At 68.3% G+C, this 21,257-nt stretch carries 8 protein-coding genes; all 8 read left to right on the top strand.

From position 1 onward, the window contains the following. The first annotated feature begins 129 nt into the window (after positions 1-129). The 8 genes from PFX91_RS01210 (at position 130) to PFX91_RS01175 (ending at position 21,242) form a co-directional block, all read left to right on the top strand. Positions 130-705 (top strand): snapalysin family zinc-dependent metalloprotease, encoded by a 576-nt coding sequence (locus PFX91_RS01210; protein ID WP_285728749.1) that lies wholly within the window; start codon positions 130-132, stop codon positions 703-705. A gap of 1,215 nt (positions 706-1,920) precedes the next feature. Beyond that, a complete protein-coding gene (locus PFX91_RS01205; RefSeq protein ID WP_285728964.1) occupies positions 1,921-2,778 on the top strand; it encodes a 3-hydroxyacyl-CoA dehydrogenase family protein in 858 nt (285 codons plus the stop codon). Between the two features lie 50 nt (positions 2,779-2,828). Continuing rightward, the gene (locus tag PFX91_RS01200; protein WP_285728961.1) at positions 2,829-3,848 is read left to right on the top strand and encodes an HAD-IIIC family phosphatase; all 1,020 of its coding nucleotides are present in this window, start codon (positions 2,829-2,831) and stop codon (positions 3,846-3,848) included. Continuing rightward, positions 3,841-4,134: a phosphopantetheine-binding protein gene (locus PFX91_RS01195; protein ID WP_285728748.1), complete on the top strand. Its 294-nt coding sequence runs from the start codon at positions 3,841-3,843 to the stop codon at positions 4,132-4,134. Before PFX91_RS01200 ends, PFX91_RS01195 begins: the two co-directional genes overlap by 8 nt. Further along, positions 4,127-5,263 (top strand): acyl-CoA dehydrogenase family protein, encoded by a 1,137-nt coding sequence (locus PFX91_RS01190; protein ID WP_285728746.1) that lies wholly within the window; start codon positions 4,127-4,129, stop codon positions 5,261-5,263. The genes PFX91_RS01195 and PFX91_RS01190 overlap by 8 nt, the downstream gene beginning before the upstream one ends. A gap of 60 nt (positions 5,264-5,323) precedes the next feature. Continuing rightward, positions 5,324-15,424, top strand: coding sequence for a non-ribosomal peptide synthetase/type I polyketide synthase (locus tag PFX91_RS01185; protein WP_285728743.1), 10,101 nt, complete (start codon positions 5,324-5,326; stop codon positions 15,422-15,424). Next, positions 15,421-16,668 (top strand): ACP S-malonyltransferase, encoded by a 1,248-nt coding sequence (gene fabD / locus PFX91_RS01180; protein WP_285728742.1) that lies wholly within the window; start codon positions 15,421-15,423, stop codon positions 16,666-16,668. Before PFX91_RS01185 ends, fabD begins: the two co-directional genes overlap by 4 nt. Then, positions 16,665-21,242 carry a type I polyketide synthase gene (locus PFX91_RS01175; RefSeq protein WP_285728741.1) on the top strand — a complete coding sequence of 1,526 codons (4,578 nt, stop codon included), beginning with the start codon at positions 16,665-16,667 and terminating at the stop codon, positions 21,240-21,242. The genes fabD and PFX91_RS01175 overlap by 4 nt, the downstream gene beginning before the upstream one ends. Positions 21,243-21,257: the final 15 nt, after the last annotated feature.

Genomic DNA, 21,257 nt, shown 5'->3' with positions numbered 1-21,257 from the left:
GGGTGGCGCGCACATTGTCCTAAATAGACGTTCTGCACATCTTGTGGTGATAAGTCGCTACCCATAGCATCAGGCCGACCCCACCGGGTCACAGCAGGCATCAGCACCCTTACCCCCAGGGAGACCCCCATGCTGAGACGCATCCTCACACCCCTCCTGGTTCTCATGAGCGCGTTGGCGCTGACGATGGTGGGGACCGCACCGGCCACCGCGACACCCGCGGAGCAGTCCCAGCCGCTGCGCCAGACAGTCCTCTACTACGACGCCAGCCGGGCCGCGGAGTACACCTCCGCCGTCTCCTCGGCCGTACGTGTGTGGAACTCCAGCGTCAGCAACGTCCGCCTGGAACCGGCCCCCGCCGGACGGCGCGCCGAGATCCGCGTCATCGCCGACGACGGCTGGCCCCGCGCTCACCTGGGTCCGGTGCGTCCGGGCGGACAGGTGACCGTCTGGATGGGTCGTCAGGGCACCGCCGAGGGCTACGACGCGGTGCGCATCGCCGCGCACGAGCTCGGTCACAGCCTGGGTCTGCCCGACGTCAAGCCCGGCCCGTGCTCGTCGCTGATGTCAGGCTCCACCGGTGGCGTGAACTGCACCAACGCCTACCCCAACGCCTCTGAGCGCTCGCGCGTGGAGGCCAACTACGGCGGTGGACTGGCGGGTCGGAGCGCCGCCGACGGACAGCTCATGGTCGACCGCGCCTGATCGGGCGCATCGACTGAGGGCCCCGCCTCACGGCCTTCGGCGTCGGTCCGCACCGTGTCGGGCCGACACCGAAGGCGTCGCGTTCCTGTCGTACCCCTGACAGGCTGTGGCAGGCACAGGCGCCGCTCCGACGAATGCCTCTCACCACCGTGTCGGGGCTCGCTCCAGCAGGGTTGAGAACGTCCTTGGGGCCGAAGCGGGCCCTTTGCCGGCCAGGGCCCGGCCGTCACCGCGAGCCGATCACACCGCTGGACGAGGCCCTGCGGGTACTCAAGGCTTCGACCCTCCTCGCCAGGCACGATCTGGCGGACCCCTCATACCCTCAAGGCCCGCACGCGGCCGGAAGCGGGCAGCGGTTCGCCCCACGACCGAGTGGGACCGGCTGGAGGGGCGAGCGCACTCCGGCCCCACTGTGTCAGCCGGCTTTCGCCGAATCGGCCGCCGCCACGCGCTCGGGGCCGTGTCGCATTCGACGCCGATCTGGCCTGGTCAAAGGGTTCATCTTCCATGTCGGCCTTGAACTTCGGGCCAGATGATCAAACCTCGGTGGATCTTATCAGCGAGGATCGCTGCCTCGCCGGTTGAGGACGAGGGAAACACGGGCGATGCCACCGGATAGGGGCCGGTCTCAGGGCCCGGTGACGGACTGCCCTCAGGGGGCCGGGACTCCGTCGCCTCATGCGGAAGGCCGGACGCGGTGGAATGAGAGATCAACGTGAATCCTCTGGTTCGGCATGCCGCCTTGCGAAAGAGAATATTCACCCTTGGGATTCATCTATGTACTGCCCAGATCCTCGTTGTCTGCTATGCAGATGTTCATGAGCTTTGTCGGGTTTTCGAATGCCGCCTCATTGGTGAAATATCATTCGCATCCTTCTTGAGCTGCATATTGCTACTCCCGGTGAGTCTGTGTTCTCTTTCAGTTGCACTCTCGCCCTTGTGCTTCTTCCTTTACTTTGGGTAACTTCGACGACACGCTCGCGAGTCTCCCTGGCATTAGTAGGCCAATCCGGGGCTGCATGCGCTCCTCTGGCCAGCATTAATGCTCACGAAGCTCGCTTAAACATCCTGGAGACGTCCGGGTCGGGTCAGAATAAATCTGAAGTCCACCCTTCCCTGATGCGTTTGGCGACGCTAGGGTGAAAAGCCATCTGGGAATTTTACGGAGCGTAATAAGAACAGCTGAATGACGCTTTCGGGAGAGGTGTGGCGGCGATGCCGGTGGTCGGGATCATTGGAGCTGGAGTGATGGGTAAGGACGTCGCCGTCACCTGTGCCGCCCACGGGTATGGTGTGGTGCTCTACGATCACGACCCTGGTGTCCTGGCAACGGCCGGCGGCGACATACGCACCCTTGTGAGGCGCTACCGCCTCATGTCGCCGGGCGACTCGCGGTGGCTTGACAAGGACATTCACCGTCGTATCCGCGTCGCGGACGGCATGGCCGCGCTCGCCGAGGCCGACTGGGTCGTCGAGAACGTCATCGAGGACGTCGCCGTCAAGGAAAAGGTCCACCGAGAGCTGCGGGAGGTGTGCGGAGAAGGCCCCTTGATCGCGGTGAACACCAGCTGCGTCTCGATCACGAGGATCGCCGCCTCCGCCGCGCGGCCCGAGTCGGTGATCGGCATGCACTTCATGAATCCGGTCCCTCTCACCGAGTGTGTCGAGATCGTGCGCGGGCACCGTACGTCCGACGAGACGGCAAAGCAGGCAGAGGCCTTCGTGCAGGCCTTGGGGAAGCGGCCTGTCGTCGTACGTGACAACCCGGGGTTCGTCTCTAATCGGTTATCCCATCTGTTCATGAACGAGGCGGCGTTTCTTGTTCAAGAAGGGGTCGCGGAGCCAGAGCAGATCGACGCGATATTCACTCTTGGCTACGGCCATAAGATGGGGCCTCTGGCCACTGCTGATCTGATCGGTTTGGACACCGTGGTCGATTCGTTACAGGTCCTCTACGACGACATGCAGGATCCGAAATTTCGTTGCTGTCCCCTGCTGAAAAAAATGGTGAGCGCTGGACTGGTCGGTCGTAAGAGCGGACAGGGTTTCTACACCTACGGCGTTTCTCGGTGACCGCAAGACCCATGTAACGGTTCGGGCAGGGGAGTGAAGTACCGGTGAAGATGGCGAAATGTGTCGTGTGGGACCTCGACGACACACTCTGGCGAGGGACCCTCTCAGCCGGAGACGACATAGTCGTGGAACCGCAGATCATCGAGACCGTCAAGACCTTGGATGAGCGTGGAATCCTACAGTCCATTGCCAGTAAGAACAACCATGATGACGCCATGCGGAAGCTCGAGGAGTTCGGTATGGCCGAGTACTTCCTCCATCCGCAGATCAACTGGAACAGTAAGTCCAGCTCCCTCACGGCGTTACAGGCGAAGCTGAACATCGGCCTTGACACCTTCGTCTTCATCGACGACCAGGAGTTCGAACGCGACGAGGTCACCTTCGTCCATCCGGACGTGGAGACGATCGATGCCGCGGACCGTTTCCTCCTGACGACGCTGCCTCGGCTGTCTCCGGCCCATGTCACCGAGGACGCGCGGCGCAGGCGCCTGGCGTATCAAGAGGCTGAGCGGCGCGATCGGTCAGAACTCGAGTTCCAGGGTCCCCACGACGAGTTTCTACGCAGCCTCGGCATGGTCCTCACCATCTCCCGAGCCGGCGGAGACGACTTGCTGCGCCTTGAGGAGCTGACCCACAGGACCAGCCAGCTCAACTCCACCGGCATCCATTACTCGTACGACGAGCTCGAGAAGCTCCTCGATGACCCCGGCCATGACCTGTGGGTCTGCGAGCTGAGGGACCGCTACGGCTCCTACGGCAAGATCGGGATGGCACTGGTGGAGAAGTCCGGCGGCCAGTGGACGATCGCGCTGCTGCTCATGTCCTGCCGAACGGTCTCCAAAGGCGTCGGCACGGTGCTGCTGCAATTTCTGATCCAGCGGGCGGAGGCTCACGGGACCCGCCTTCTCGCCAGGTTCCGGCGTACCGACCGCAACCGCCAGATGCTCCTCACCTACCAGTTGGCGAACTTCCATGTCGTCTCGCGCGACGGAGCCGACCACCTCTTCGAGAACGACCTCTCGATCGTCCGTGCCTACCCCGACCACGTGAAGGTGAACGTCGATGCATGACAGTGGATCTCCGGTTGACGCGGCTCCCGGTGTGGACGTCCGGGAGAGCATCCGGGGCTATCTCCGGGACAACATCACCGTGTTGGGCGACGACGAACTGCGCGACGACGACAACATCTTCGACAAGGGGTTCGTCAGCTCGATCTTCGCGATGCAACTGCTGGCCCACATCGAGAGCACCTTCGACGTCGAGGTCCCCGACGACTACCTCAGCCTGCAACGGTTCAGCTCGGTCGAGCGGATGACGGAGATGGTGGAGGAGCTGAGGAAGGTGCGTCGTGGTTGACCGCTCCTCGGACGCGGTCCTGGAACGGGCCAGGGCCTTCGCCGCGGAGCTGGCGCCCCGGGCGGCGAAGTTCGACAGGGAGGAGCACCTTCCGCGCGAGGTGGTCGAGCGGATGGCGGACTCGGGGTTCCTCGGGGCGACGGTGCCGGTCGAGTGGGGCGGCCTGGGTCTGACCCCGCTCGAGTACGGCGAGCTCACCGAGGTCATCGGCAAGGCGTGTGCCTCGACCCGGGCACTGTTGACCGTTCACACCTCCCTCGTCGCCGAGACGCTGGCGGGTCGGACATCACGGCGGATCAAAGAGAAGTACCTGCCCGATCTCGCAAGCGGGCGGAGGATCGCGTGCTTCGCGTTGTCAGAGGCCGATGCGGGCTCCGACGCCGAGGGGATGTCCACGAGGTACGTGAAGAAAGACGACGTTTTCGTTCTCGACGGACACAAGAAATGGATTTCGTTCGCGGGGATCGCTGACGTCTTTCTCGTCTTCGCGACGGACAACGGAACCGTCAGCGCCTTCCTCGTCGACCGGGAAACGCCAGGGGTCGAGATCCGACCGATGTCGGGAATGCTCGGGAACAGAGCCGCGCACATGGCCGAGGTCGTCCTCTCCGGAGTGGAGGTCCCCGCCGAGAACCTCGTTTCCGGAATCGGGGCCGGATTCGCCTTCGTCGCCAACACGGCGTTGTTCCACGGACGCTACAGCATCGCGTGGGCGGGTGTGGCGCTTGCTCAGGCGGCCCTTGAGGAGATGTGCACGTATGCGGCCCGTCGTGTCCAGTTCGGCAGCAGGATCGGATCGTTCCAGCTGGTACAGCGGATGATCGCGGACGCGGTCACCGGCGTGTCCGCCGCGCGTGAGCTGTGCCGGAGAGCCGGACGGTTGAGGGCCGAACGCAGTCCGGAGGTGATCGCGGCAACGAACATCGCCAAGTACTTCTCCTCGACCGTCGCCTGTCGCGTCACCTCGGACGCGGTTCAGGTGCTCGGTGGAAACGGGTGCTGGAACGGGTACCCGGCTGAACGCCTTTTTCGGGAGGCGAAGATTCTGGAGATCATCGAGGGAACCTCGCAGGTGCAGCAGACGCTCATCGCTGATTTCGGTCTCACCACATTCACTAAGAAAGGTTAGGTCGGGAAAGATGAACATCTTCGGCGCTCTGGTCGTTTTACATCGCGGGGGGCGCTGCCGATGACTGCTCCGTGGGTTCTGAGTGCTCCGAGCAGGAGGGCTCTGCGCGATCGTGCGGTTCGGCTGCGGCGGAAGGTCGAGAAAGGCGAGGCAGGCTCCTCTGACGCGGCCGGCTCCCTGACCTCCAAGCGCCCGGACCGCGCGCACCGGGCGGTCCTGCTCCCCCAGGGCGACGACTGGCTGGAGCCGTTGACCGCGGTGGTCGAGGGACGCCCGAGTTCGCGGGTGGTACGGGGCGTCGCCACCGACGACGCGCGTCCGGTGTTCGTCTTTCCCGGGCAGGGCACGGTCTTCCCGGGCATGTGCGTCGGTCTGCTGGAGGCGTCCCCGGAATTCGCGAGGAGGATCGGCGAGTGCGCCGACGCCCTCGCCCCGCACGTCGACTGGTCGCTCGTGGACGTTCTACGAGGTGAGGGTCCGGCGCAGGAGCTACAGCGGCCGGACGTCGTGGAGCCGGTCCTCTTCTCGATCATGGTCGCGCTGGCCGGTCTTTGGCGCTCCCACGGAGTGGAGCCGGGCGGTGTCGTCGGCTTCAGCCTCGGCGAGATCGCCGCGGCGTGCGTGACGGGAGCACTGCCGCTCGACGAGGCCGCGCGCATCGCCGTGTTGTGGAGCAGGGCGCACGTTCCGATGGTGGGCCAGGGCGGCATGGCGATGGTCGGGCTGACCGTCGAGGAGGTCCGGGAACGCTTCGGTGCCCGCGGGACCGACTCCGCCGACGCCATTGACGTCGCCGGGGTGTTCGACCCCCGCTCGGTGGTGATCGCCGGTGCCGACCCTGTCATCGACGGCATCGTCGAGAGCCTGCGCGACGAGGGGACCTACGCCCAGAAGCTGTCCGTGGAGTTCCCCGCGCACTCCCCGCGGGTCGAACCGCAGCGCGAGGCCCTGCTCGCCTCGCTCGGCCGTGTTCGCCCGCGGACGACGGAGCTGCCCTTCTACTCCAGTACCACCGGTGGACGCGTGGACACCGCTGAGCTGGACGCGGAGTTCTGGTACCGCAATCTCCGCAACCCGGTGATGTACGAGCAGGCCGCACGGGCCGTGCTCGCCGATGGCCACCGTGCGCTGGTCGAACTCAGCGCGCATCCGGTGCTCGTTCGCCCTACGAGGGAGATCGTGGCCGCGATCGGGGACCACGTGCCGGTGATCGGCACGCTGCGCCGTGACCGGCAAGGCCCGGCCCGCTTCGTCGCCTCGCTGGCGGAGGCGTGGGTGCACGGCGTACCGGTCGACTGGAGCCGACCGCTGCCGAGGGTCGACGACGGTACCGGACCGGCTGCGCCCGCCGATCCGGTGGCAGAAGACCGCGCGTTGGTCGACGCGATCGTCTCGTACGTCGTCGGCGAGCTGGAGAGCAGACCGTCCGAGGCCGCCGCCCTGGATCCGGCGCTGCGCGAGGCGAACCTGTTCGATCTCGGCCTTGACTCGGTCCGCCTGGTCTCTTTGCAGGCCAAGCTCGAGCGCCGGCTCGATGTCCGGATGGAGAGCACCTGCATCATCGACCACCCCGAGCCGGCGGCGTTGGTCGAGGAGATACGGCGGACGCGCGCCGCCCTCGGCGGTGCGCAGGCGAAGGCCCCGGCTCCTCGGCCTTCCCGAGCCCCTGCTCCGGCGGAGCCGTCCGACGCGATCGCGATAGTCGGAATGGGGATGCGGCTGCCCGGCGGCATCGCCGACCGGCGGCGGCTTTGGGAGGTGTTGAGCGGGAAGATCGACGTCGTGGAGCCCGTCCCCGAAGACCGGTGGGCGCACAGCCCCCTGGACGTCAGCGAGGTGACCACCACACAGGGCGGCTATCTGCGCGACATCGACCGGTTCGACCCGACCTTCTTCGCCATCTCGCCGAGCGAGGCGGAGCTGATCGACCCGCAGCAGCGGCTGCTTCTCGAACTGACATGGGAGGCGTTCGAGGACGCCGGCCTCGACCCGTACGCCGCGGGTGCCGCCGGGCGGGTCGGAACGTTCGTCGGGATCTACAACAACGACTACCGCCAGGTGGGGCAGAACCTCGGGTACTCCCACGAGGCGTACACCTACACCGGCAACATGGCGAACGCCGCCGCAGGGCGTATCTCCTACACCTTCGGCTTCCAGGGCCCCAGCATGGCGGTCGACACCGCGTGTTCGTCCTCGTTGTACGCCTTGCACCTGGGCGGCCGGGAGTTGAAGCAGGGCGGATGCGACCTCGTCGTGGCCGCGGGAGTCAACCTGATCCTCAGTCCCGAGGGGCACTTGTCGTGGTCCCGGCTGGGCGCCCTGTCGCCGTCGGGTCGCTGCCGTAGCTTCGACGACGGCGCGGACGGCTACATCCGCAGCGAGGGCGGCGTCGTCGTCCTCCTCAAGCGGCTGGCGGACGCCGAACGCGACGGTGACGACGTCCTCGCCGTGCTGCGCGGCTCCGCGGTCAGCCACAATGGCCGCAGCGGCGGGTTCACCGTGCCCAGCGGGGCCGCCCAGAGCCAGGTGATCAGGGACGCGATGGCCGAGGCCGGGGTCGGGGCAGAGGACGTCTCCTATGTCGAGGCCCACGGCTCCGGCACGCCGATCGGCGACCCGCAGGAGATCAACTCCCTGGCCAGGGTCTTCGCAGGGCGTACGGCGAAGGTCGGTGTCGGCAGCGTCAAGTCGAACCTGGGGCATCTGGAGTCCGCCGCCGGCATGGCGGCGCTCTGCAAGGTCGTGACCAGTCTCCAGAACAGGCGCCTGCCGGCCACACTGCACTTCCGCAGCGGCAACCGCCTCATCGACTGGGACAGCGCCCCCCTCGAGGTCATCACCGAGGAGGTTCCGTGGGACCCCCCGACCGGAAGACGTGTGGCGGGGATCAGCTCGTTCGGTGTCAGCGGGACCAACGCCCATGTCATCGTCGAGGAGTACGGGCCGCGGCGAAGGGAGCCGGTCCCCCCTCGCACCGATGTGGACACGCCCCGACTGTTGCCGGTCTCGGCGAACTCCGCTGCGGCCCTGCGGACCGGGCTGCGCGAGCTCGCCGACTGGAGTTCCGGCGTCGCGGTGGACCTCGACGACGTGGCGCACACTCTGAGCAGACGGCGTGGCCTGAAGTACCGCAAGGCCCTGGTCTGCACCTCGCTGGAGGAACTGCGGACCGCCGCGGCGAGCCCTTCCGGAGAGAAGGTCGCGGCCGACCCGCGCGGGGCGGGGCCGGTGTTCGTCTTCTCAGGACAGGGAACGCAGTACCAGGGCATGGCCCGTGGACTCTACGACCACGCGGAGGGGTTCCGCCGCGAACTGGACGAGCTCGACCGTGAGTTCCGCAGAGTCGCCGACATCTCCGTGCTGGAGGTCATGTTCGCAGAGGAGGCCGACGAACGCTTCCAGTCGCCGCTGTACACCCAGCCGATGATCTTCGCCGTCGGACTGGCGCTCGCCCGGTACTGGGTGAGCTGTGGTGTCACGCCCGCGGCGGTCATCGGCCACAGCATCGGCGAGTACGCGGCGGCCTGCTTCGCCGGGGCCATGAGCCGAGAACAGGCCGTTGAGCTGGTCGCACACCGGGCGCGCGTGGTAGCGGACTCCTCGGCCGACGGCGCGATGGCGACCCTGTTGTGCTCCGTCGAACGGGCGCGAGAGTTGCTCACCGACACCCCGGACGTCTCGCTGGCGGCCGTGAACGCCACGGAGAACGTCACCGTCTCCGGTCCGGCCGACAGCCTGGCCGCGGTACTGAAGGCCGCACGTCGACAGCGTGTCTTCACGGAACGACTCGAAGTGTCGCACCCCTTCCACTCGGAGCGGATGACCCCGGCGGCCGAGCGCCTCCGGGACCGGATCCGCGAGTGGCGTTTCAACGCCCCGTCGGTCAAGTGGATCTCCGCGCAGACCGCCCGGCCGGTCACACCCGGCTCCCCGGTCGACGCCGACCACTGGAGCCGACACATGGTCGAACCCGTTCTGTTCCGCGACGCCGTCGCCTCGGTCGTACGGACGGGGCTGGGCACGTTCGTCGAGATCGGCGCCACGGCGACTCTCGGTGGGCTCATCGCCCAGGAGTTCGGCGACGACGTGGTGGTCCTCCCGAGTCTGCGCAAGGACAGGTCCGACCCGCGGCAGTTCCTCGAGTCCGCCGGCCGACTGTGGGAGCTGGGCGCCGAGCTGGACCCCGGCCGGATCGCGGGCGCGGGGCGGCTGCTCCGTGACCTGCCGCACACCCCGTTCGACAGGCAGAGGATCTGGTACCGAGACCGCACCGGAGCAGGTGACACGACCATGGGCAGTCGAGTGGACGACCTCGCGACGACCGGCACCGCGGAGAACGGTCCGGCGGACGGCTTCGCGGCCAAAGCGGACGCCGCCGCGGCCGACGCCCGCCGGGCGGACGAGGAGAAAGTGGTCGGAGAGGTCATCACTCAGGCGCTGAGCGAGGTCACCGGCGTGGCGACCACGGAGCTGAACCCGGGTGTGGAGCTGTTCTCGCTCGGTGTCGACTCGCTCATGCTCGTGCAGTTCGGCAAGCGCATCGAGAAGCACTACGCGCTCGACATTCCGATCACCACCTTCTTCGAGTCGCTCCACACGGTGGGGCAGGTGACCGACTTCGTCTTGCGCAACCGCCCCGAACCCGAGCCTCCCCCAGAGCCGGACCCGCGGCCGAACCCGCCGCCCGGGGCCGTTCCCGACCAGCGGGGGAGCGCCGTACCGCCCGTGCCCACCACCGCACCCGCGGCCGGCCAGGGCGTTCCCTCCGCCTCCGGGCTCGAAGCGGTGGTCCACTCTCAGCTGGCCGTCATGCAACAGCAGCTTCAGATGCTCGGCGGCGCGGCGCCTGGCGCCGGTGCGATCGGTGCGCCGACACCCCAGACGGCCCCCGAGCCCGCACCGAAGCGTCGGCCCGCGCGCACGCCCCGCAAGGTCGGCACGTACGACAACAACATCTCGCTGAGCGCCACCGAGCTCACCACGCAGCAGGAACGGTTCATCACCGATTTCGTCGCCCGCTACACCGCCAGGACCGCGGGGTCGCAGGCGTACGCCCGTTCCCATCGCCGACACCTGGCGGACTGGATCAACTCGCTCAACTTCGACACGAGTCTGAAGGAGGTCTCCTACCCGCTGGTGTCCTCCCGCTCCCGGGGGGCCGAGTTCTGGGACGTGGACGGCAACCGGTACGTCGACACCGGGATCGGCTACGGTGTCCACTTCTTCGGTCACCAGCCCGACTTCGTCGTACGCGCGGTACAGGAGCAGCTCGAGGCCGGCTATGAGCTGGGACCCCAGAACAGGGTCGCTGGTGAGGTCGCGGAGCTGATCCACGACATGACCGGCGCCGAACGGGTCGCCTTCTGCAACACCGGCACCGAGGCCGTGATGGTGTCGCTGCGGCTCGCCAGGGCGGTGAGCGGGCGCGACAGGATCGTCCGGTTCACCGACTCCTACCACGGCGGCTCCGACGCGGTCCTGGCCGAGAGCGACGGAACCGACAGTGTTCCGCTGACCATCGGCATCCCCCCGGCCATGATCGAGAACACCGTGGTGCTTCGCTATGGAGCCGAGGAGTCGTTGGAGCGCATCCGGCAGCAGGGCGACGAGTTGGCCGCCGTGCTGGTGGAGCCGGTGCAGTCGCGCAATCCGGGCCTACAGCCCGCTGAGTTCCTGCGCGAGCTCCGACAGATCTGCACCGAGCACGGAATCGCGCTGATCTTCGACGAGATGATCGTCGGCTTCCGGCTCGAACTGGGCGGTGCGCAGACATACTTCGGGGTCGAGTCCGACATGTCGCTGTACGGCAAACTCGTCGGCGGCGGTATGCCGGTGGGCATCGTCGCCGGCAAGAGCACCTACCTCGACGCCGTGGACGGCGGGGCGTTCTCCGACGTCGACGACTCCCGACCCGCGGTACCGACGACCTTTTTCGCCGGAACGTTCTGCAAACACCCCCTCACCATGGCGGCCTGCCGGGCGGTGCTGACCACCCTCAAGGAGAGCGGCGAGGAGCGGATCGCCGAACTGAACAGGTTCACGGACGACTTCGTGCGGAGGGCCAACGACTTCTTCGACCGCGAGGAGGTGCCGATCCGACTGACGCACTGCGCCTCGATGTACAAGTACGAGAACGTGGCGCCGCGCGACGTGGCCATGATGACCCTGACCACGAACCTCTTCTTCAAGCTGCTGGCCCACCACGGCGTGTTCGTGTGGGAGCGCCGCTCGGGGTATTTCTCGTGGGCCCACACCGAGGAGCACAAGGACCGCATCCTGGAGGCGTTCGGGGCGGTCGTGCGGGAGATCAGGGCCGGGGGCTTCGACTTCCGACGCTCGCCTTCGGCCGTCCGTACCGGTGAAGGCGGGACCGACGACGGAGGGACGCTCGCGGCCGCTCAGGGCACGCCCGTCACCATGGCGCTCTCCGCCGAGGAGAAACGGGTCTATGTGAACTCCCGTATGCGCGGTGGAAACGAGGCGTACCAGGTCCCGCTCCGGCTCCACTTCGACGGCCGGCTGGACCCGAGCCGGGTCGACGCGGCGTTTCGCGCCATCGCCCGCAGACACCCCAAGCTGCGCAGCCGCTACGAGGTCGACTCCGATGATGTCGTCTGTCGTGTCCTGCCAGACGTCGAGCCCGAGGTCCACCTCTTCGAGGGGGCGAGTCCCGAGGAGGTCGCGAGTGCGATGAACGCGCCGCTCGACCTGGCCAGGGCACCGCTGTGGCGTTACGGCATCGTCGTCGGCGAGGACGGCACCGATGACCTCGTCGTCTCGTTCCACCACATCATCGTCGACGGCAGAGGACTGGAACTGATCGTCGACGAGCTCGCCGATCACCTGACGAACGGGCGGCTGACGAGCACCGAAGAGCCCGCGGATTACGCCGAATACGTCCGAACCCGGTCCGAGCTGCCTGGGCGGTCCGGCTATGAGGAGCATCGGCGGTGGTGGCTGCGCGAGTTCGAGACCCTGCCTCCACCCCTCGCCGTCCCGACCGATGCGCCTCTTCCGGCCATCAACGACTTCAGCGGGCACCACTACTACACCGAGATCGACCCCCGGGTGCACAAGGCGGCGACCGCGGTCATCCACCGGCACAGGACGACGCCGTTCCTCTTCTATCTGTCGTTGTGGTCGGTGCTGTTGGCCAGAACGAGCGGGGAGAGCGACTTGTGCGTCGGGGTGCCGCTGGACCAGCGGGCGCTGGGCCCCTTCGGCGGCACGGTCGGCATGTTCGCCCAGTCGCTGCCGCTGCGGCTGCGGCCGACGCCCGAGACCCGGTTGTCGGACTACCTCCGACGGGTACGCGACACCGGACTCGCGGCGATCGAGCACGCGCACTACCCCTACGAGACGTTGATCGAGGAACTGGACCTGGAGCGCGACTACGGCCGTAACGCTCTGTTCGACACGATGTTCATCTACACGAACGCCCGGGAACGCGCGCGCCGTTTCGGTGAGCTCAACGCCACCACCGAGGACTTCGGCATGAGCGGCTCGATGCTCGCCCTGACCCTGGAACTCACCGAGCGCGACGGTGGTCTGTTCGTCGACCTGAACCACTCCGGCGTGTTCAGCGAGCAGCGGATCGCCGGTCTGATGGAACGGTTCCACGCCCTCGTCGCGAGGGCCGTGGAGAACCCCGACCTCAGAATCGGTGAGATCCCGCTCATCGACGACGACACGACGGAGCGGCTCCTGTCATGGGGCACCGGTCAGCGTATGACCGGCGTCCCCGGCCTCGCGGAGCAGTTCGACCGGGCGTTCACCGCCTACGCCACGCGTCCGGCGATCCGCTTCCAGGGCGAGGTGACGACGTACGACCGATTGGCCGAACGGGCCGGTCGGCTCGCCGCCCTGCTCCGTGGCTCCGGGGTGGGGAAGGGGGACCTGGTCGGACTGCTGCTGCCGCGGTCGCCGGAGCTCGTCGCCGCCATGTTGGCGGTCCACCGCGTCGGTGCCGCCTGGCTGCCGATGGAGGTGACGGACCCGCCGGACCGACTGCGCTCCGTGATCGAGGCCGCGGAGCCGGCGAAGGTCCTGTGCTCCCCGGGGACCGCGGTGGTCCTTCAACCGGACGGGGCGGAGGGGTCGGACGGGAGGGTGCTGACGATCCGCGACCGGGACCTGCCGGCCGCGTCGGTACCGGCACCGACGACCGAAGAGCCCGACGACCTCGCGTACACCATCTTCACCTCCGGTTCCACCGGCCGTCCCAAGGGCGTGATGGTCACCAACGGCTCGCTGGCCAACTTCCTGTGGGCCATGCCGAAGGCGCTGGGTTGGCGGGAGAACGCGACGGTGGCGTGCTTGACGACCCCGTCTTTCGACATCCACCTTCTGGAGACCCTCATGACCCTGGTCACCGGCGGGACGGTGGCCATGGCAGACGAGAGGGATACGGGGACACCGGCGGCGATCGCGGAGTTCGTGACGGACAACGGCGTCGCGTACTTGCAGATGACCCCGAGCCGGCTGCGGATGCTGTGCGCGGACCCGGACGCGGCGCGTACGGCATGCGAACCACTGGAGAAGCTCGTCGTCGGCGGTGAGGCCTTCCCCGAGGACCTGCTGCCGGATCTGTGGGCCCGGTCGTCGTGCCAGATCTTCAACGTGTACGGGCCCACCGAGACCTGCATCTGGTCCAGCGTCAAGGAACTCACCCGCCAGGCCCCCGTCACCATCGGCACGCCCATCGCCAACACCACTTTCTACGTGCTCGACGACGACCTCCAGCTCGTCCCCGAGGGCACCGAGGGCGACCTGTGGATCGGCGGACACGGTGTGTCCCCGGGGTACCTGCACCGTCCCGAACTCACCCGTGAGGCCTTCCGGGACGACCCCTTCGGCGAGGGACGCATCTACCGCAGCGGGGATCGCGCCCTGTGGCGCGACGGTGAGGTCCACTGCCTCGGCCGGGCGGACAACCAGGTCAAGGTCCGCGGTTACCGCATCGAGCTCGAGGAGATCGAACAGGCCCTCGCCGAGCACGGGCAGGTGGCCGGGGCCGGCGTGATCGTCGACGAGGTCTCGCCGGGCAACCGGGTCATCCGCGGGTTCTACGAGGTGAAGGGAGAGGCCCAGGTGGAGCCGGAGTCGCTGAGGGACTTCCTGTCCCGGAAGCTGCCCGGCTACATGGTCCCCGCCACGCTCACGGCGGTGGCCGCCCTGCCGATGACGACGAGCGGCAAGATCGACCGCCCGACCCTGGCCCGCATGGAGGCGGCGCCGCCCGGAGGAGACCGGGCGGACGCGCCCTCGGCGGTGAACGAGGACCTGCTCATGGCATGGAAGGCGGTGCTCGGCGACGTGTCGGTGAGCCCGGACGAGAGCTTCTTCGACCTGGGCGGCAACTCGTTCAGTCTCATCCTGCTGTTGGAGAAGCTGAACGCCGCCTTCCCCGGGGAGCTCGATGTCAGTGACCTGTTCGCCCGACCGACCCTCGGCGGGCAGCAGGAGTTGCTGGAGAGGAGACTGGCACGGCGCCACTCGGACGGCGCCCTCACCGGCACCGGCGTGCGGCTGCCCGAGACCTGGTTCGTACAGGACCAAGGGGCCGACGGAACCGCGGAGGTCGCCCTGCCGGCCCGGGTACGGGCCGCGCTGCACCGGCATGGCACAGGCGGCGATGCCGCGGTGCGGGCGTTGGCCCACGCCGCGTTCGCGCTGACCGTCGGTAAGACGTTGGCCTGTGACGACGTCACGCTTCACGTGGTGTCCGGACCAGGCAGGGCCGTCCCGGTCCCCCTCGATCTCGTCGGCAGGACCGACCTCGCCGAGTTGGTCGACGACTACCTGCGGCTTGTCGGAGACACCGACCGTGAGGTGGGGCTCGACCGGCTACACCCCGGCCGCGGCGACGACGGCAGGGCGCTCGTCGTGTGCGCAGACCGTCGGTGGACGGAGGAGGGCGGTCTCCTCCGGCACGCCGACCTCGTCCTGGGAACCGCCTTGACCGCACAACCGGCGACCGTGACCCTCGCCCACCGGCGGGAGATCGCACCCGAAGCCGTACACCGGCTGCTCGACAGCTACGTAAGGCTGCTGGGACTCCTCGATCCGCCCACGGCCGCCTCCGGTTCCCGCACTTCCTCCCGTGCGGCCGACGCCATACCTGGACACTCGCACGTACCGGACCGGAAGGATCAGTCATGACCAACCTTGCGCTCGTGTTTCCCGGCCAGGGATCCCAGTTCTCCGGAATGGGCCGTTCCTGGTTCGAGTCGGAGAGCAGCGTGCGAGAACGCTTCGAACAGGCATCGGAGATCGTGGGCTACTCGCTCGCCGAACTCTGTTTCACCGGGCCCCCGGCCGAACTCACCCGGACGCGGCACGCACAGGTCGCGCTGCTGGTTCTGAGCTTCGGTATGTACGAGGTGCTCACCAAGGACCGCAAGCCGCCCGTCTCTCACATGGCCGGGCACAGCCTGGGGGAGATCACCGCGCTGCTCGCGGCGGGAGCGATGAGCTTCGAGGACGCGGTGCGCCTGGTGAGGGCCCGGGGCGAGGCCATGGAAGCCTGCACCGCCGACGGCGGAACGGGGATGATCGCCGCACTCCGGATGCCGGTGGCCCAGGTCGAGAAGTGGGTGGAGGAGTTCAACTCCGAGGGTCACCACGTCCAGGTGGCCAACTACAACACCGAGCAGCAGGCCGTGCTGGCCGGCACCCTCGAGGATCTGCGGGGAATGACCGTCCTGCTGGAGGAGCGCGGCGCCAGGGTCGCCAAGCTCAACGTGGCCGGCGCCTTCCACAGCACGTACATGGCCGACGCCGTCCCCGCCTATGTGGCGGAGGTCGAGAAGACCGTGTTCACGAAGCCGGCGGTCCCGGTCTGTAGCACCGTCAGCGGACGGGTGTACGAGAGCGCCCAGGAGATCAGGGAGGCCCTCTCCGTACAGCTCACCAGTCCGGTCCGATGGGATGCCGTGGTGTCCACGCTGGCCGCCGACGGTGTCACGCTGTGGATCGAGGTGGGGCCGAAGGGCGTACTCACCAAGATGGTCGCCGGTGCCGTGGCCGAGGCAAGGGCCCACAGTCTCGACGAGGACACCGAAGGGGCGTACGCGGCGCTCGACCGGGCCATCGAGGAACGAAGGAACCGTCCCGGTCTCGTCGGACTGTGCCTGGGTGCGGCCGCCGCGACCCGGAACAGGAACTTCGACGACGACGAGTACGCGGCCGGTGTGATCGCACCCTACCGCCGACTCCAGAAGCTCGCCTCCGTCGACGACGAGGAGCTCACCGAGGCGCAGAAGCGCGACGCTCTCGACCTGCTGCGCACGGTCATGGTGACGAAGGGCGTACCGGACGCCGAGCAGCGGGAGCGGATCGCGTCGATCCTGCGGCGCACCGGCGACACGGAGCTGTTCGAGCCGAACGGGGTGGCGGTGTCATGAATCCCTTGCTGTCCATAGACGGCCTGGACCTGGCCGACCTTCCCGAGGACACCGAGGTACGGATCGACCACTCCGGACCCGGGCGTGAGAACGTCCCGGTCGCCATCATCGGGATGAGCGGACGGGTGGGCGAGGCCGCGGATCTCGACCAGTTCTGGGAGATGACCGTGCGCGGTGAGCGCGGCCACCGCGAGCTCTCCGAGGAGCGACGCGCCGACGTCGACGCCTACCTGGCCGCCCGAGGCGCGCCGCCGCCCTCCCCCGAACGCTACTGGGGCGGCACCCGCCTGCCCTCCGTGGCCGAGTTCGACTACCGGTTCTTCTCCATGTCCCGGCAGGAGGCCAGGGCGGTCGACCCCGATCAGCGGATCTTCCTCGAGACCGCGTGGGCCGCGCTGGAGGACGCCGGTCATCTGAACGCCGAGATCCAGGGCCAGAAGGTCGGGGTCTATGTGGGCATGTCGAGCGACTTCGGCGAGGACTACCGGACGATGCTCCAGGCCGTCGCCCCCGACGCCCCGGAGATATCCGTCGCCGGAAACGTCAAGTCGATCATCGGGAGCAGGATCGCGTACCTGTTGAACCTGCGCGGGCCCTCCATGCTCATCGACACCGCCTGCTCCTCGGGCCTGGTCGCCGTACACACCGCATGCCGCGCGATCCAGCGCGGGGACTGCGGCATGGCGCTCGTCGGCGCCGTCAACAGCGACCTGCTCCCGGTCGTGGCCGACGGCTCGGGAATCGGTATCAAGGACCTCCAGGAGACCTCGTCGCGGGACGGCCACACGCGGACCTTCGACCGCAGGAGCGACGGGACGAGCGCGGCCGAGGGTTGCGTCGTCTTCGTCCTGAAGGCGCTCGACCGGGCACAGCGCGACGGTGACACCGTCCACGCGGTCATCCTGGGCGGCGCGGTCAACCAGGACGGCGCCTCCAACGGCATCACCGCTCCCAACGCGGACGCACAGGCCGACCTCATCGACGCGGCGCTCGCGGACGCGGGGGTCCCCGCGGAGCGGATCAGTTTCATCGAGGCGCACGGCACCGCGACCCGCCTGGGCGACCCGGTGGAGATCGGCGGAATCGAGCGGGCGTTCTCCCGGCACACCTCGCGGAAGCAGTTCTGCGGAATCGGCACCGTGAAGACGAACATCGGCCACATGGACAACGCCTCCGGTCTGGCGGGCCTGGCGAAGCTGGTGTTGTCGATGCGGCACCGGACCCTGCCGGCGAGCCTTGGATTCGAGGAACCCAACCCCAACATCGCCTTCCCCTTGTCGCCGGTGTACGTCAACGACCGCACGGTGCCGTGGGGGAGCGATCCGAGCGAGACCTTGTACGCGGGTATCAGCAGCTTCGGCCTGAGCGGGACCAACTGCCACCTTGTGGTGCGCAGCGCAGACCCAGAGCCCGAACCGGAGCGGGTCGCGGCGCCCGGTCCCGTGTTGTTCCCGTTGAGCGCGCCGGACATCGCCGGACTCAGGCGGCTGGTGGAGCGCTACCGGGAGTTTCTGGGCGGGCACCGGGTGAACCTGGCGGACCTGTGCCACACCGCGTCGACGGGGCGTGTGCACCACCGGGTCAGAGCCGCGTTCGTGTGCGAGGACGAGGAGGAGTTGTCGGCGCTCCTGGCGAGCTTCGCCGATGGTCTGGAGGGTGTCGACGACATCGCCACCGGTGAGTTCCGCCTCACGGCGGGTGGCGGCGGGCGGCGCGACCCCCGCAGCCTCACCGCCGACGAGAAGAAGCGGCTGGACCGCGAGGCGGCGCGGCTGCTCGACGGGGCACCCGACCGGGAAGGCCTGCGACGCCTGGCCCGCCTCTACGCTCGCGGTGCCGACGTCGACTGGCAGCGGGGCGCGGCACCGGGTGCCCGTCGGATTTCGTTACCGACCTATCCGTTCGAGCCGTTGCGCTGTTGGCTCAGGGCCGACGGTCGAGAGCGCCTGGGCGGACCGGCCGCGGAGCTGCGCCTGGTGCGCTCGCTGGACGTGGACATCGCCGTGTGCCGGCTCTCCCCACAGCGGTTCTGGGAGCTGTCCGAGCATCGGATCGACGGGGTCAGTGTGCTTCCCGGCACCGGGATACTGGAGTTGATCGTGCAGGCCGCCCGGCGGCTCGGCCACGGCGGCTCCGGGATGACGCTGCGGAACCTGCGGTTCACCACCCCGCTCGCCGTCGACGACGGTGCGGAGTCCGAGGTCCACATCGTCTTCGACCCGGCAGGCGGGACCGGCGACGTCAGCGAGGTGACCGTGGCCGCCCGGAGCGCGGACGGCGCATGGGTGCGCAACGCCACCGCCGAACTCGTCGTCGAGCCGGTCACCGAGGTGCCGGAGCCGATCGACCCGGAGGGTCTACGGGGTCGGCTGGTCCGTGAACTGGACTACGACGACCAGCTCGACCGGTCCAAGGGGCTGACGTTGGGCGAGCGGTGGACCGGGAGCCTACGGGGCGGCCGAGCGGACGCCGGGTTGACCGAGATGCTCTACGAACTGGAACTGCCGACGCGGTACCACGGTGAGACCGACGACTACGTCCTGCACCCGGCGCTGCTCGACACGTTGATCAACGCGGCCAACAGCCTCTATGACGACGACCGGCTCTATCTGCCGCTCTCCTACGGCAGCCTGACGGTTCACGGCCCGCTGCCGGCCCGCGTGCTGGCGCATTTCCGCAAACGCCCCACCTCGGTCGAGGGCCGGCTGTACGCGTTCGACGTGACGGTCACCGACCCCGCCGGACGGGTCGTGCTGACGGTGGAGAACTACTGCATCAAGTCGGCGGTCGACCTCGACCTGGGCGGCTCCGGCGGATACGGGTACGTGCAGGGCTACCGGGAAGTCGACCCTCCGACCGGCGCCGACACCCGTGTCGGCGCCGAGGCCGGCCGGGTCCTGCTCTGCGGCGACTTCGGCCCGATGCTCGACCCCCTCATCGGTCGGCTCCGGTCGGAGGGCTACGACCACCTGCATGTGTCCGCGGCCGACGACGACCAGGTCGGTGAGGGCCGCACGTTCGCCTTCGGGATCATCGCCGATACCCCGGACCACGACACCACACCTCTCACCGAGCGGGTGGTGGGGCCCGTGGAGAGGACCGTCTCCCTGCTGAAGGGCCTGGCCGCCCGCCGGCCGGAGTTCACCGGTGGCCTGCTGGCGGTGACCCGGAGCGCGCTCGCCGTCACCGGTGAGGAACCCGCACCCGACCCAGGCCAGGCCGGTGTGCTCGGCCTGATGAGGGTCGCCACGCTCGAGTACCGGACCCTGGGGATCCGTTGCGTCGACATCGACGAGCGAGTCCCGCCGAAGGTCCTGATCGCGGAGGCGCGCGCCACCGCCCGGCCGCCGCTGCTGTTCCATCGCGAGGATCGGTGCTACGAACCGGTCGTCGAACGGCACGCCATCGTGCCGGGGGACGGGACATCGGGGCCGGTCCCTCCGGACGGTGCCGTCGTCATCTCGGGTGGCACGGGCGGCCTGGGCGCCGTCGTGGCCCGGGACCTGGCCCGGCAGGGGTTCCAGAACCTCGTCCTGTTGGGCTCGCAGAGGGAGGAGCCCACGTCCGATCCCGCGTTCGGGCCGCAGGACGATCCCGCCGTCGCCGAGGTCGTCCGTCTGGATATGGGAGAGCCGGGGGCGGTCGAGCGGACCGTTCGTGGGATTCGGGAACGCCATGGCCGCATCAGCGGGGTGATCCACCTCGCCGGGCGGCCGGGCATCGGCTTCCTGCACACCAAGACCACCGACGAGTTCATGGCCGTGTACCGTCCGAAGGCGCTGGGCGGTGTCGCCCTCCACAACGCCACCCGGGACGACGACCTGCGCTTCTTCGTGGCGTTCTCGAGCGTGTCCGGGTTCCTGCCGGGCCACGGTCAGACCGACTACACGGCCGCGAACCTGGTGCTCGACAGTCTGGCCCAGTACCGCAGCGCCCAGAACCTGCCCGCGCTGAGCATCCAGTGGCCCGCGTGGCGGCGGACCGGGATGGCCGAGCGCTTGGGCGCCGTGGACGAGGAGGAGCTCTTCCCGCCGCTGGACCCCGCTGAGGGGACCGACCTGCTCCGGGCGCTCATGGCGGGGGAAGGGCACCCGACGGTCGTCATGCCCGGCAGAAAACGGCCGGCGCCGGGGGCGGCGCAATCGTCCTCGCAGGCCGGGAAGGCCGACATGGCCGACGCCCGCTCCGTCGTCCTCTACGGCCTGGACCATGTCGGAGCCGTTGAGCAGGCCGTCGCCGAGATCTGGGCGAGGACGCTCGACGTCGCGGAACTGGACGCCTACGACGAGTTCGATCACCTCGGCGGCAACTCGTTGCTGACCTCGCAGATGTTGAGGCACTACGACGAGCGCTTTCCGAACCTCATGGACATCACCGACCTGTTCCGATTCACGACGATCGCCGACCAGGCGGCGTGTGTCGCGTCCCGCCTCGGTGCCGAGGGGGACGGTGACGGTGCGGGCGGCGATCCGGCACCGACGACCGGCGCGGCCGGCACCGACGATCTCGACCGGCTGCTGGACATGGTGGAGCAAGGAGAGATCACGGTGGAGGAGACCCGTGGCCTTCTGTAGCGAGATCGTGCTTTT

The sequence above is a fragment of the Nocardiopsis sp. ATB16-24 genome (assembly GCF_030271535.1).
In the GTDB taxonomy this organism is placed as follows: domain Bacteria; phylum Actinomycetota; class Actinomycetes; order Streptosporangiales; family Streptosporangiaceae; genus Nocardiopsis.
The sequence above is the reverse complement of the archived record's forward strand: the minus strand, read 5'-3'. Positions and strand labels throughout refer to the sequence as shown.

What these genes read in the sequence shown, in the direction of transcription:
- PFX91_RS01175 (WP_285728741.1), top strand. Translation starts at nt 16,665, where the DNA reads ATGAATCCCTTGCTGTCCATAGACGGCCTGGACCTGGCCGACCTTCCC.
- PFX91_RS01205 (WP_285728964.1), top strand. Translation starts at nt 1,921, where the DNA reads ATGCCGGTGGTCGGGATCATTGGAGCTGGAGTGATGGGTAAGGACGTC.
- PFX91_RS01185 (WP_285728743.1), top strand. Translation starts at nt 5,324, where the DNA reads ATGACTGCTCCGTGGGTTCTGAGTGCTCCGAGCAGGAGGGCTCTGCGC.
- PFX91_RS01210 (WP_285728749.1), top strand. Translation starts at nt 130, where the DNA reads ATGCTGAGACGCATCCTCACACCCCTCCTGGTTCTCATGAGCGCGTTG.
- PFX91_RS01200 (WP_285728961.1), top strand. Translation starts at nt 2,829, where the DNA reads ATGGCGAAATGTGTCGTGTGGGACCTCGACGACACACTCTGGCGAGGG.
- fabD (WP_285728742.1), top strand. Translation starts at nt 15,421, where the DNA reads ATGACCAACCTTGCGCTCGTGTTTCCCGGCCAGGGATCCCAGTTCTCC.
- PFX91_RS01195 (WP_285728748.1), top strand. Translation starts at nt 3,841, where the DNA reads ATGCATGACAGTGGATCTCCGGTTGACGCGGCTCCCGGTGTGGACGTC.